The sequence below is a fragment of the Acinetobacter sp. TTH0-4 genome, assembly GCF_015602665.1.
Classification (GTDB): domain Bacteria; phylum Pseudomonadota; class Gammaproteobacteria; order Pseudomonadales; family Moraxellaceae; genus Acinetobacter; species Acinetobacter albensis.
On record NZ_CP059079.1, the window covers coordinates 1,575,697 to 1,588,497 of the forward strand.

At 38.1% G+C, this 12,801-nt stretch carries 12 protein-coding genes; 6 read left to right on the top strand and 6 right to left on the bottom strand.

All coding sequences use genetic code 11. From position 1 onward, the window contains the following. Positions 1 to 82: 82 nt before the first annotated feature. Positions 83 to 2,545, top strand: a complete 2,463-nt coding sequence (locus H0S58_RS07320) for an LPS-assembly protein LptD (RefSeq protein ID WP_195726155.1) — start codon at positions 83 to 85, stop codon at positions 2,543 to 2,545. Beyond that, positions 2,545 to 3,849, top strand: coding sequence for a peptidylprolyl isomerase (locus tag H0S58_RS07325; protein WP_195726156.1), 1,305 nt, complete (start codon positions 2,545 to 2,547; stop codon positions 3,847 to 3,849). Before H0S58_RS07320 ends, H0S58_RS07325 begins: the two co-directional genes overlap by 1 nt. Before the next feature lie 515 nt (positions 3,850 to 4,364). On the opposite strand, the gene hfq is transcribed toward H0S58_RS07325, so the two are convergent. From hfq to tsaE, 4 genes are all read right to left on the bottom strand, one after another. Next, positions 4,365 to 4,904, bottom strand: coding sequence for an RNA chaperone Hfq (gene hfq / locus H0S58_RS07330; RefSeq protein ID WP_195726157.1), 540 nt, complete (start codon positions 4,902 to 4,904; stop codon positions 4,365 to 4,367). Between the two features lie 93 nt (positions 4,905 to 4,997). After that, the gene (miaA, locus tag H0S58_RS07335; RefSeq protein WP_195726158.1) at positions 4,998 to 5,942 is read right to left on the bottom strand and encodes a tRNA (adenosine(37)-N6)-dimethylallyltransferase MiaA; all 945 of its coding nucleotides are present in this window, start codon (positions 5,940 to 5,942) and stop codon (positions 4,998 to 5,000) included. Positions 5,943 to 5,948: 6 nt separating this feature from the next. Next, entirely contained in the window at positions 5,949 to 7,907 is a 1,959-nt protein-coding gene (mutL, locus tag H0S58_RS07340) for a DNA mismatch repair endonuclease MutL (protein WP_195726159.1), read from the bottom strand. 4 nt (positions 7,908 to 7,911) lie between these two features. Continuing rightward, the gene (gene tsaE, locus H0S58_RS07345; RefSeq protein ID WP_193891621.1) at positions 7,912 to 8,376 is read right to left on the bottom strand and encodes a tRNA (adenosine(37)-N6)-threonylcarbamoyltransferase complex ATPase subunit type 1 TsaE; all 465 of its coding nucleotides are present in this window, start codon (positions 8,374 to 8,376) and stop codon (positions 7,912 to 7,914) included. A gap of 133 nt (positions 8,377 to 8,509) precedes the next feature. On the opposite strand from tsaE, the gene H0S58_RS07350 reads away from it, so the two are divergent. The 3 genes from H0S58_RS07350 to H0S58_RS07360 all read left to right on the top strand — a co-directional run bounded on the left by H0S58_RS07350 (position 8,510) and on the right by H0S58_RS07360 (position 10,401). Next, complete coding sequence (locus tag H0S58_RS07350; RefSeq protein ID WP_195726160.1) at positions 8,510 to 9,415, top strand: pseudouridine synthase; 906 nt, start codon at positions 8,510 to 8,512, stop codon at positions 9,413 to 9,415. Between the two features lie 113 nt (positions 9,416 to 9,528). Further along, on the top strand, positions 9,529 to 9,864 hold the full coding sequence (locus H0S58_RS07355) for a type II toxin-antitoxin system RelB/DinJ family antitoxin (RefSeq protein ID WP_053578092.1): 336 nt from the start codon (positions 9,529 to 9,531) through the stop codon (positions 9,862 to 9,864). Positions 9,865 to 9,957: 93 nt separating this feature from the next. Then, entirely contained in the window at positions 9,958 to 10,401 is a 444-nt protein-coding gene (locus H0S58_RS07360) for a GNAT family N-acetyltransferase (protein WP_053578093.1), read from the top strand. On the opposite strand, the gene H0S58_RS07365 is transcribed toward H0S58_RS07360, so the two are convergent. Beyond that, positions 10,394 to 11,104, bottom strand: a complete 711-nt coding sequence (locus H0S58_RS07365; protein ID WP_195726161.1) for a pseudouridine synthase — start codon at positions 11,102 to 11,104, stop codon at positions 10,394 to 10,396. The two genes, H0S58_RS07360 and H0S58_RS07365, sit on opposite strands and share 8 nt — an antisense overlap. A gap of 137 nt (positions 11,105 to 11,241) precedes the next feature. Between H0S58_RS07365 and H0S58_RS07370 the strand changes: the two genes are divergently transcribed. Further along, positions 11,242 to 11,694 (top strand): DUF441 domain-containing protein, encoded by a 453-nt coding sequence (locus tag H0S58_RS07370; RefSeq protein ID WP_413784404.1) that lies wholly within the window; start codon positions 11,242 to 11,244, stop codon positions 11,692 to 11,694. A gap of 39 nt (positions 11,695 to 11,733) precedes the next feature. Here the strand turns inward: H0S58_RS07370 and H0S58_RS07375 are convergent, their stop codons facing one another. Then, positions 11,734 to 12,747, bottom strand: a complete 1,014-nt coding sequence (locus H0S58_RS07375; protein WP_195726162.1) for a sensor domain-containing diguanylate cyclase — start codon at positions 12,745 to 12,747, stop codon at positions 11,734 to 11,736. Between the last annotated feature and the right edge of the window lie 54 nt (positions 12,748 to 12,801).

Genomic DNA, 12,801 nt, shown 5'->3' on the forward strand with positions numbered 1-12,801 from the left:
CTAAGTGTAGCCACTTATAAACTTTTTCTCTATGATGCGAGAATAATTAATTGTGATTAAGCATACTTGGTTAATGAGACAAATGAAGCATCAGTTCAAATTTAATCCTCTAGCGACTGCTATTTTAACGCTTTTATGTGGCAGCTCGATTTCAAGCTATGCTGAGTCTACACTTCCAGCTTCGAATACCGACAACCAAAAAATGAAAGCCAGTATTCAGGAAGCTTATCCTGGACAACAGTTTTTTGAACAATACTATGTCGATAAATCTTCGCCAGAAGCACAGCAACGCCAAGCACACCATTTAAGCTCTGCCTACTGTCAAGGTGCTTGGGTCACCCCAATTAGTCCAGATATTAAAGCAGTGGAAGCATCCGAAGCCACCTCTGTTGTGACTGCAGATTATGGGCATTATGACCCCAATGGTGATTCTATTCTTGAAGGCAATGTTTTGATTGACCAACAAGGTCGTCAAATTCGTGCTGATAAAATCACCATCGATAAGTCTCAAACTTTTGCCAATGCAGAAGGTCGAGTGCAAATGGCTCAAGCGGGCTTACTCGCCCAAAGCGATCAAATTAATTACAATTTAAAAACACAACAAGGCGATTTAAACAACAGCTACTATATTTCTGAAGAACAACATGCACATGGTCGTGCAGAAAAAATATCTCGCACTTCTGACAATATTGTCGTCATGAACAATGCTACATATAGCACCTGTCCACCTGACGAAAAGCCAACGTGGAAAATTCAAGCAGATAAGATTACCTTAAATCAGGAAACGGGTCGTGGCGAAACGACTGGAACCAAACTCTATGTGAAAGATGTTCCCGTTCTGGCTGTACCTTATTTTAATTTCCCGATAGATGACCGTCGCACGACCGGTATTTTAACGCCAAGCTTTGGTTTCACCAATGATGGTGGCGTCGAACTTGCGGTTCCTGTTTACTTAAATTTAGCTCCTCATTACGATGCAACCGTTACACCACGCTATATTGCAGATCGTGGTGCGATGCTAGAAGGTGAATTCCGTTATTTAACCGAGAGTTTCGGCTCAGGTATGCTTTGGGGTGGTTATTTAGCTTCAGATGATAAATATGACGGTCAAGATCGTAAAGAATTACATGTATTACACAATTGGCAAATTAACGATCAATTCTCGACCAACCTAGATTATAAATACGCGTCTGATAAAGATTATTTTGCCGATTTAAATAACAACCCTAACTCTAAAACAGATTTAAATTTAAGACGCGCATGGGAACTTAATTACAAAAATGGTGTTCCCGGTCTAAAAGCACAGTTAAAAGTTGAAGACTTTCAAACGCTAGATAAAACTGTAAGCGATGAAGACCGACCATATGCACGTTTACCGCAATTTTTATTAAATTATAAAACGGGCAATCCACTCGGTTTACAGTACGAATTTAATAACGACACAGCCTACTTTAAAAAAGATATCAATGATTATACCAGTGGCACAAGCACTACGTTTGAGCCAAGTGGTACGCGTATCTACAATGATTTTGCTGTTCGATACAACTATCGAAACCCTTGGTCTTTCGTCATTCCAGAAGTATCTATTCGTAACGTAAATACGTTCTATGATAAAGATACTGTAGATGCACTCAATCAAAACACCAATTCATCTAACGAAACACAATCGGTGACTGTGCCACAGTTTACTTTAGATGCAGGTTTAACTTTTGAAAAAGATGGAAAATACCTTCAAACATTAACGCCTCGTGCTTTTTATGCTTACGCTCCATATAAAAATCAAGAAGGTCATCCAAATTTTGATTCTGCTACCGCGTCTATCAATTATGACCAGTTGTTTAGTCCACGTCGTTTTTACGGACATGACCGCTTAGAAGACAATAACTTTTTATCTTTAGGTTTAAGTTATAGTTTATTTGATGAAATTGGTTTAGAACGCCTTAAAACCAGTATTGGCCAAAGTTTCTTTTTCGATGAGCGACGTGTAAGCCTAGAAAACGAAACGGATAATTTTGATACTGAAGATCATACAGGGCCAGTCATCAGTTTATCGAGCCAACTGTCACAAAACTTTACCATCGGTGCAAATTCTGCATGGCAGTCGGATGGTGAAAATGCCCAACGTGATTTACAGCTTTACTATACGGGAGATCAAGGCAATCTTTACAATGTCGGATACTTCTATCGTAAAGATATTCCTAATCGACAAAATCAGTACGATCAAGTGGTGGCCTCTTTCATTCAGCCTATTGCCAATAACTGGCGAATTATGGGCCATGCGCAATATGACATTGAAAACAATGTCGCTCGAGAATATTTATTGGGCGTCAATTATGAATCTTGCTGCTGGGGCATTTCAGTCTATGGACGCTCATACTACAACGATTTAGACAACGTAAATGATGAAGGCGTAAGCGCAAAACGTGCCATCATGGCAGAAATTAGTCTGAAAGGTTTAGGCGGTTTCAATAATAAACTTTCATCATTACTAGAAAATCGTATTCTAGGTTTTAATAAAATTAATCAATCTTGGACACAACGTTAATGAAGACACTACCGTTAAAACATTTTTTTAAAGCGACTGCATTGGCTTTAGCTCTCTCTTCATCAATGTCTTTATTTGCACAGCCTACAGACCAAGTTGTGGCTGTGGTTGATAATAGTATTATTTTAAAAAGTGATTTAGACCAAAGTATTGCAGAAATAAAGCATCAGCTCGAAACACAAAAAAAGACCGTTCCACCTGCGCAATATTTGCAACAACAAGCACTGGATCAGTTAATTCTTCGTCAAGCACAACTTGAGCAAGTCAAACGCTACAATATCAAACCAAATGAAAAAGAATTGAACGAAGCGGTGCTTAAAGTCGCAGCCCAATCTGGTAGCAAGAGCTTAGAAGCTTTTCAGCAAAAATTGGATGCGATTGCACCGAATACTTACGAATCTTTGCGCAACCGAATTGGTGAAGATTTAGCGGTGAATCGCTTACGTCAACAAATGGTGATGTCACGAATTAAAATTAGTGACCAAGATATCGAAAATTTCTTAAAAACACCGCAAGGACAAGCTGCGCTCGGCAATCAAGTTCATGTATTACATGTCCGAATTTCAGGTAAACAAGACGTAGAAAAAGTCGCCAAAGAAGTTCAAGCAGCATTAAAAGAAAGTAATGATATTGCGTCAATTGACAAGAAATTTACCAGTGCTAATGTAAAAGTTGAAAGTGCAGATATGGGTTTCCGTAACTTATCAGAAATTCCGAGTGAACTTGCAGCACGTGTTAGTCCTTTACAAACTGGACAAATTACAGATTTGATTACTGTGAGCGATGGCATACATATTTTAAAATTATTAGAACGTAAAGGTGCAGAACAAAAAGCACTAGTGCCACAATATCAGGTGCGTCATATTTTAATCCAACCGTCAGAAGTCGTGAGCCCTGAAAATGCAAAACAACAAATTGACAGCATCTATAATCGCTTAAAAGCAGGTGAAAATTTTGCAGTCCTTGCCTCTACTTTTTCCAATGATCCTGGCTCTGCTCGTGATGGGGGAAGTTTAGGTTGGGTAAATCCAGGGGTTATGGTGCCTGAATTTGAAACAAAAATGAAAAGCACTCCAGTAGGGAAAATGAGCGCTCCTTTCCAGAGTCAATTTGGTTGGCATATTCTACAAGTGACTGATACACGTCAACAAGATATGACACGCGAATATCAAGAACGTATGGCACGTCAGATTCTAGGTGAACGTCAATTTGATGCTGAACTGGACAGTTGGTTACGTGAAATTCGCAGTAATGCTTTTGTTGAAATTAAAGACCCTTCACTGGATCGCAAACAGAATAAATAATTTAATAACAGACCAATAAATCATGTGAGGCCAGTCAATTTATAAATTGACTGGCTTTTTAGTAACATCTCTTAAGAGTAGATTTAATCGGCAAAATGCTACTTTCAACCCACTCCTAAAATGAGTTATTTATTACAATTATTGGGTAGATTTGGTTAAATAATTTATTTTTTAACCTAACTTTTTAAGTAAAAACTACATTACATGTATATTTAATTTGATACTAATTTCTGAAATAAACCACAGCAAATATTAAAGAAAATATTTAAATTTACTTTAGAAAAAATAAGGATTTTATAGTGAATTTAAAACCACAGAAATTGATCCAATTTTAAACCATCAAATTAGTATTCATCATTGTGTTGGTTTTGTAGGTTCAGAAAGTTTTCAAAAAACATTTGAATTATACGAATGTGATACACACAAAACTATAGTGATTATTTCTACTCATACATAAAATGCTAAAGAAAAAACCTCTCACAAAGAGAGGTTTTTTAACGATTAACGATTAACGATTAACGATTATTTTCGTCATCTTGTGAATCTTCAAATTTAGTTTCACCATCAAAACCAGTATTAGACTGACCACCAAAACCGCCCGGTGCACCACTAAAGCCACCTTGACCGCCAAAACCGCCACCCTGACCGCCAAAACCACCTTGTGAACCACCAAAGCCACCTTGACCGCCAAAACCACCACCTTGACCACCAAAGCCACCTTGTGAACCACCAAAGCCACCTTGACCGCCAAACCCACCACCTTGACCACCGAAGCCGCCTGGTTGCGTACTTTGTTGACCACTGAAACCACCAGCAGCGCCTTGAGTACCAGCAGGAGCACCAGCAGGACGTGGATTACGTGCAGGAACTACGGTAGAGATCGCATGTTTATAAACCATTTGGCTTACAGTGTTTTTCAGCAAAACAACATACTGGTCAAAAGATTCAATATGACCTTGTAATTTAATACCGTTCACTAGGAAGATAGAAACAGGAATACGTTCCTTACGAAGAGAATTCAAGAATGGATCTTGTAAAGTTTGACCTTTAGACATGTGATAACTCCAAAAAATTTTAAAAAATCAGCGCAAAAACTATCTTTATTTCTCAATTAAAAATTATAAAAAAGATAGGTAGTAAATTTTGCTTTATCCGTAACAGTTTCGCAAGTCTTCTTGAGCTTGCTTGATTGTTAAATATGTTTTAAATTTATGCGATTCTTGCAAAGATCTTAACCAAGTATATTGACGTTTTGCAAGTTGTCGTGTCGCAAATAATGACTTATCCTCCATTTCTTGTTGTTTTTTATGACTTTGGTCACTTTTTTGTATAAATTCTAAAGCCTGACGATATCCAACGGAACGCATAGAAGGTAAATTCTCGTTTAAATCGTATTTAACAATCAAAGATTCAACTTCATTTAAAAATCCGATATCCCACATAATTTTTAGACGTTTTTCAATACGTTCATGTAATTCTACCCGATCTGGCAACAACGTATGATTATGAAAATTGTACCTGTATGGTATATTTTTCGGTTGTTCAGCTTGTAGTTTTGTAATGGGTTGACCTGTCAATTTAAAGACTTCTAAAGCACGAATAATCCGCTGCTTATCAGTGACCTTAAATTTCTCAGCCGCCAAACCATCTACCGCACATAATTCTGCATAAACAGCTTCCCACCCTTGTTGATGGGCTTTCTCTTCAATCTCTGCGCGGACAGCCGCGTCAGCACTCGGCAAATTGCTCGATAAACCTTCTAGCAATGCTTTAAAATACAACATGGTTCCCCCAACCAAAATTGGGGTTTTACCACGTAGATGTATATCATCAATCAGCACACACGCATCTTCAACAAATTGAGCAGCCGAATAAGTTTCTAACGGCGTAATAATATCAATCAGATGATGCGGATAAAGCGCCTGCTCGTCTTTACTGGGTTTGGCGGTACCAATATCCATATCCAGATAAACCAGCGCAGAATCGACGGAAATTAGTTCAAATCCGCCTTGCTCATAAAGTTCACATGCCAAAGCAGTTTTACCACTTGCTGTGGGTCCCATTAAATTGATGACCGGCAATTGATTAGACATGTAAAACTACTCTCCTCGAGCAAAAAGTTTATCTAATTGGGACAATGGAAAAGCACGCCAAGTTGGACGGCCATGATTACATTGACTGGCAAATTCGGTTTGTTCCATTTGACGGAGTAATGCATTCATTTCAGAAAGACTGAGCATTCGATGAGCACGTACCGCACCATGACAGGCCATACCTGATAAAATTTGGTCGCGCTTTTGCAGCAACCCTTGTGCTTCATCATTTGGATCTAAATCATTCAACAATTCAGGTACCAATGCCTCAAAATTAGCTTTATGTAAAATGGCAGGTACACCCCGAACAATGACTTGTTCGTCGCCATATTGGTCAATCTCGAGCCCTAAACGCATCAATTGATCTTTCAGCTCATCCACGCGCATCGCTTGCATCCGTGTAATCGTAATAACTTTGGGAATGAGCAATTGTTGTGAAGTCCAAAATTCAGGTTTATCCCATGCAGATTTCATTTGCTGTAAGACGATACGTTCATGCGCTGCATGCATATCGACCATAATAAGGCCTTCAGTATTTTGCGCCAAAATATAAATGCCATGAAGCTGTGCAATTGCAATCCCCAAAGGATGCTCATCCACATGCACGGATCCACTTTGGTCAAACTGCTTTAACTCAGCATCTGCTTCATCAGAATGATGAGCTTCACGTAATGGCGCCAGATAGCTCTGCAATGCATTATTCAATTGCTGCGAACCACTATGGGACGTTTGTGTCTGCATGGAATACTGCACAGCTTGAGGACTACTGGCATTAAAATCGTTTAACAACTCGTTCGAAGGTTCAGTTGGCACATTCAGCTGAACCTTCTCAACAGAACGGTGCAATTGAAATTGTTCTTGATAACGAGGATGCTGTGCCTGCAAATTATTCGACAGTTGATCCTCTGGTTTCATAGCCTGAGCTAAATCTGCACTGGCTGTTTGAAACTGAGACAAGGTGTTCTTGGCATAATGACGCACAAATTCATGCACTTCACGCTGATTTAAAAATCGGATTTCATGTTTAGTCGGATGGACATTAACATCAATATTTTCTGGATCAACTTCTAAAAATAGCAAATAGGCTGCATGTTGATGACCATGCAAAATCCCTTCATACGCCATGCGCAAAGCATGGGAAATAGTTTTATCTTTTACAATTCGCCCATTCACATAAACATATTGTAAATCTGCTTGTGAACGTGCATCGGATGGATGCCCTAACCAGCCAGATAAGCGCATGCTAATACTGTCTGCATCTATCCAATAGGCATTTTCACTAAACTGTCGACCCAACAATTGCTGCACACGCTGAAAACGCAGCTCGCCACTATCCGCAATCGGTAAATTCAGACGAATATTATGGTTATGTTCCAACACAAAACGAATATCAAAATGTGTCAACGCCAAACGACGTACGATTTCTTCTATATGGCCAAATTCTGTACTTGGTTTTTTTAAAAATTTACGCCGTGCAGGCACGTTAAAAAATAAATCCTGCACACGAATATGGGTTCCTCTTGCCGCTGCTACTGCCTGAATTTCTTGATGATCAAAAGCGGTTCCATTGACTTCGACCTGATAGCCAATGCCTTCTTCATTTTGACTACTGATCAAAGTTAAACGCGAAACGGCGGCTATTGAGGCCAATGCCTCACCTCTAAAACCCAAACTCACAATGGCATGTAAGTCATCAGCTGTTTGAATTTTACTGGTCGCGTGACGCATAACAGCGAGTGCTAAATCTTCTGAGTGAATGCCACGCCCATTATCCATAATTTCAATTAAAGTGCTGCCGCCTTGCTCAACTCGAACGATCAGTTCCGTCGCCCCTGCATCAATCGCATTTTCTAATAACTCTTTGACTACAGAAGCTGGACGTTCAATCACCTCACCTGCAGCAATTTGGTTTGCCAGCGCAGGATTTAGCGCGAGAATACGACGTTGACTTAAATCATCAGGCATTGTTTTATTGACTCTCTAAGGCATGTTTTAATTCTTCCGATGAAAAACTTAAAGTAGCAACACGTGACAGTTGATCTTCAGATTTTTCAAGATGAATAATGAGGTCTGCTTGTGGAATCTCATCGCCACCTTTTGATGGCCATTCGAATAAAAAGAGTGCCTCAGGTGTATCTAAATAATCACGAATACCCATTAGCTCTAATTCATAAGGATCATTTAAGCGATATAAATCAAAATGAAAAATATCTTTTCCCTGAATATTATAGGGTTCAACCAAAGTATAAGTTGGACTTTTCACCGCACCCTGATGCCCTAAAGCGTGTAAAAAATAACGACTCAGTGTGGTTTTTCCAGCACCTAAGTCTCCCACCAAATACACGACTCCAATCGTAAAATGCTGTGCCAAAACCTGTGCTAAATTTTGGGTAGCGTCTTCATTGTTTAAAGCTAAAGTAAATGAATACTGCATTTTATTCACGACAAGATTCAAAAGAACAATTATGATAGCACCACGCTGCTTTAATGCCCATGCTCCGACAGTCAAATGTGCATATTTTGCTACATTTGATCGCAAATTTTATTGATCTACCACGATGTAATCCATGACCAAAACTGAATTTATTCCACCCACCATCAACGGGGTGAGCGCCAGCAAAGTATTCCTTCCTACATGCTCTCCTTTACCAAAAAGTGTCTATGAATATCTTTGTCACAAATTTCCACATATTGCTTTAACTGAGTGGCAGCAGCGCTTCGCTCAGGGTTTGATTTTTGATACAACGGGTCATATTTTAAATCTTGAATCAAACTATATACAAAATAGTCATATTTTTTATTATCGCTTTTTGCCACACGAAACTCATGTTCCTTTTGAGCACAAAATTTTGTTCGAAAATGAACATTTATTGGTGGTCGATAAACCCCATTTTTTAACCATGAGTCCAACAGGAAAATATGTTCAACAGACCTTGTTGGTTCGTTTAAAAAAACAAACTGGAAATGATATTTTAACTCCAATTCATCGTCTTGATCGTGAAACGGCTGGCGTGGTTTTATTTTCAAAACAAGCATGTAGCCGAGCTATTTATCAAGAAATGTTTGCAAAGCGTGAAGTGAAAAAAACCTATCATGCTATTGCGCCTTATCATTCAGATGTCATATTTCCATGTAATGTATGTTTAAGAATGCAAAAAGGTGAACCGTTCTATACCATGCAAGTGGTTGCTGGAACTGTAAATAGTGAAACCGAAATTGATTTACTCGAACACAATACCGTTTGGGGTAAATATCAACTGCAACCGATTACAGGAAAGCAGCATCAATTGCGAGTCCATTTAAACCATTTACGGCTCCCTATTAAAAATGACCCCTTTTATCCTGTCGTCGAACACAAGTTAGAAAATGATTTCTCTTCACCACTTCAACTTTTAGCCAAACACATTCGTTTTATTGACCCTATCAGCTTGAATGAAATGTCTTTTTCATCTCATTTTGACTTGACGTTGTAATATGCTTGTCATTACAAAATATTTTAGAAAATGTGATGTATGAACATTGAAATTCAATTCGATTCGATTAGAATAAATGCTGAAAAGTTAAGTAATTAGATGCCTTTAAAATCATGAGAAAAACAGAAGTTTATCAAATCAGACTTGACTCCCAAGAAAAAAAACATGCTTTTGCTGTTTTTAAACAATTGGGGATTACACCCGCCCAAGCAGTGCGACTTTTTTTCAAGCAAGTGGTTCTCACCAAATCTATTCCATTTTCTATTGAAAATCAGAGTATTAATTTAGAACAACTCATTAAACTTCGTAAACTCAAGCAACAAAACCCAGTTCATGGTGATTTAGAATCTTCTATTTCTACTGAACAAGAATTAAATTTAGAGGATGATGATCATTTAGATTTATTTGAAGAACTGAATGCAATTTTGGGTGAGAGTGACAAAACTTAACAGTGTTGCATTTACAAACAAAATTTAGAAAAAATCTGATAAAAATTTAGGTATGCTTCATGCCAATACAATAAAAAAGCATGGAGTAAAAGTATGATCGTTAGACGTGCGACTTTAGAAGACTTACAACCACTTGCTGTTTTATTTGATGAATATCGACAGTTTTATGGGGCATCCTCAAATTTAGAACTTTCTTATCAATTTTTAAAACAACGATTTCTAAACCAAGAAAGTGTTATTTTTGTCCATGTAAAAGATGATATTTTCACTGGTTTTGTATTGTTATATATGGGTTTTTCATCTGTTGCCTGTTCTATTTATTATATTTTGGATGATGTGTATGTTACGCCAATTTACCGTCGTCAAGGTTCTGCAAAACAATTGATTGATACTGCCATTTTATTTGCACGACATGAAAACGCACAACGTATTAGCCTAGAAACACAAAAAAATAATTATCATTCCCATCAGCTCTATGAACAAATGGGATTTGTTAAAGATAATGAATTTCAGACTTATCACTGTTTTCTTAAGTAGTCATGCGGGTTTTCGCTAATTCAACTTGTTCAGCATTTAGATATATCCATTTGCCTTGCTCTAATTCTGGCAAGGTTAAAGCGCCAATTTGCTGACGCTGTAATCGTTCAACTTTATTGCCTACAGCAGCAAGCATTCGTTTAACTTGATGGTAAACACCCTGATGAATGGTCATCTGTAATTCATTTTCTGCAAGTTGAACAACATTCGTGGCTGCAAAAATGCCAGATTCATTGTGCAATTCAACGCCCTGTTGTAATTGTAAAATTTGCTGCTCGGTCACAGGATCAACCGTTTCCATCTGATAAACCTTCGCCACGTGCTTTTTCGGATGCGTTAAAGCTTGTAAAAACTGACCATCATCAGTGAGCAATAAAAGCCCACTGGTATCTTGATCCAAACGTCCAACACATTGCAAACCACGATTCATTAACACATCATTAAAAAAATCAAATACACTAAAATGATGAGTAGCTTGATGAGAACATTCATAGCCTTGTGGTTTATTTAAAGCAATATAGACCTTTTCACGATACTCAAAATGATGATCATAGACAGAAAAACTCAAATTATTTAAATCAAGTTTATGCTTAGGTTGATCAATTTTTTCTCCCTCAATCGAGACCGCTCCATTTTTAATCAGTTGTTGACAATGTTTACGCGAACCAAAACCTTGTGATTGCAACATTTTTTCCAAAAACATAATTTGGTCCTTCATTTTCTCAAGAAAAGCATTCTATACGGAAATGGATAATATTTTAATAATCCACTATTTTTAATCATCAATTAAAGCTTAAAACCCGCTACAATAAGCTTTGTTTTGTTATCTCCCCCCAAATAATGTCTCATATAGATTTAAATCTGATCGTGTTGTTGGTTTTATTGGCTTGCGGTATTTTTAGTCACAATAGTGCTGTCACTATTGCAGCTGGTGTGCTGATTGTATTTCGAATTACCCCACTGAGTGAGTTTTTTCCTTATTTACAACAACACGGTCTCAACATTGGCATTATTATTTTAACGATTGGCGTTTTAACGCCAATCGCCAGTGGGAAAATTCCCGGCGAAGCCATTTTAAAATCCTTTATGAGCTGGAAATCATTACTTGCAATTGCGATTGGTCTTTTGGTGGCTTGGCTAGGCGGTCGCGGTGTCAAATTGATGACCAATCAACCAAATGTTGTAGCGGGGTTGTTGATTGGCACGGTTGCAGGTGTTGCGGCATTACGCGGTGTACCGGTTGGGCCTTTAATTGCCGCAGGTCTCTTGACGCTATTTATCGGAACATCATAAATATTGGAATCAAGATTTTAAACTGAGAAAATTTTGCGTTTAAATTTGCAGTATGGTTTGCTTTTTTTGTCTCTTATTTTCATACATTTTTAAATCTGCATATTCTAATAAATGCTCTAAATCTTGTGCATTTTCTGGATAAACAGCCAAACCAATACTGGCACCAATAGTTAGCCGTACATTTTCAAAAGCAAAGGGTAAACCACAGGCTTCAGCTATTTTGTTCATTGCTGCTTTTGCAACACTCTGCTGCCCATTAGAACTCAAAATGACAGCAAATTCATCTCCTCCCAAACGGGCGACCAAGTCTTCATGGTGAGTATTGCTTAAGATACGCTTTGCCATTTCCTTTAAAGCAGCATCTCCCATGCGATGTCCAAATTCATCATTGATGGGTTTTAACCCGTCCAAATCAATCATGAGTATGCCTAAAGTCTTGTTCTCTGTTTTTGCTTTTTCAACCCCTTGACGTAAACAGTCTAAAAATAAAGCCCGATTGGCCAAACCTGTTAAATGATCTTGAGTCGCTAATTTATATAATTCTTGCGCCCCAAACTTGGTTGCATGGTACATTGCCGCAGCAATTAACTCTGACATGAGCGTTAAAATTTGCAAATCTTCGGCTTTAAAGGCATTCACATTTTCTGAATAAATTTTGAGTACACCAATGGCTTCACCGCAATGAATTAAAGGCACAACAGCCATCGAGCGCAAACCAACTCGACGGCATGCTTCTCGATCAACACGTAAATCAACTTCACTATCTTTGCAATATAAAGTGGTATTTTGGGTAATACATAAACCCGATAAACTATTTTGAAGTTTTAATCTTAAGCCCAAAAAATGCGATGCACCCCCAGATACTGCCCGATACACCATATCTCCATCTTCGGCTAATTCAACCACTGCCCCTTTGGCTTGAGTAATGCTTTGAACCTGCTCTGCAACCAAAGTCATCACTGCATTCAAATCAAGTCCAAGCTTTGCAATAGCAGTTTGTGTTTGAATAACGGATAACAATTGCTTATGTGAAGGCGGTTTAGGTTTAGGCATAAATAGACCTGAAAAAAGAGTCATGTGAGTTAAAAATATCCACACGAATTTTAG

Coding starts and splice junctions, on each gene's coding strand:
- H0S58_RS07320 (WP_195726155.1), top strand. CDS start 83: ATGAAGCATCAGTTCAAATTTAATCCTCTAGCGACTGCTATTTTAACG.
- H0S58_RS07325 (WP_195726156.1), top strand. CDS start 2,545: ATGAAGACACTACCGTTAAAACATTTTTTTAAAGCGACTGCATTGGCT.
- hfq (WP_195726157.1), bottom strand. CDS start 4,904: ATGTCTAAAGGTCAAACTTTACAAGATCCATTCTTGAATTCTCTTCGT.
- miaA (WP_195726158.1), bottom strand. CDS start 5,942: ATGTCTAATCAATTGCCGGTCATCAATTTAATGGGACCCACAGCAAGT.
- mutL (WP_195726159.1), bottom strand. CDS start 7,907: ATGCCTGATGATTTAAGTCAACGTCGTATTCTCGCGCTAAATCCTGCG.
- tsaE (WP_193891621.1), bottom strand. CDS start 8,376: ATGCAGTATTCATTTACTTTAGCTTTAAACAATGAAGACGCTACCCAA.
- H0S58_RS07350 (WP_195726160.1), top strand. CDS start 8,510: ATGACCAAAACTGAATTTATTCCACCCACCATCAACGGGGTGAGCGCC.
- H0S58_RS07355 (WP_053578092.1), top strand. CDS start 9,529: ATGAGAAAAACAGAAGTTTATCAAATCAGACTTGACTCCCAAGAAAAA.
- H0S58_RS07360 (WP_053578093.1), top strand. CDS start 9,958: ATGATCGTTAGACGTGCGACTTTAGAAGACTTACAACCACTTGCTGTT.
- H0S58_RS07365 (WP_195726161.1), bottom strand. CDS start 11,104: ATGTTTTTGGAAAAAATGTTGCAATCACAAGGTTTTGGTTCGCGTAAA.
- H0S58_RS07370 (WP_413784404.1), top strand. CDS start 11,242: ATGTCTCATATAGATTTAAATCTGATCGTGTTGTTGGTTTTATTGGCT.
- H0S58_RS07375 (WP_195726162.1), bottom strand. CDS start 12,747: ATGCCTAAACCTAAACCGCCTTCACATAAGCAATTGTTATCCGTTATT.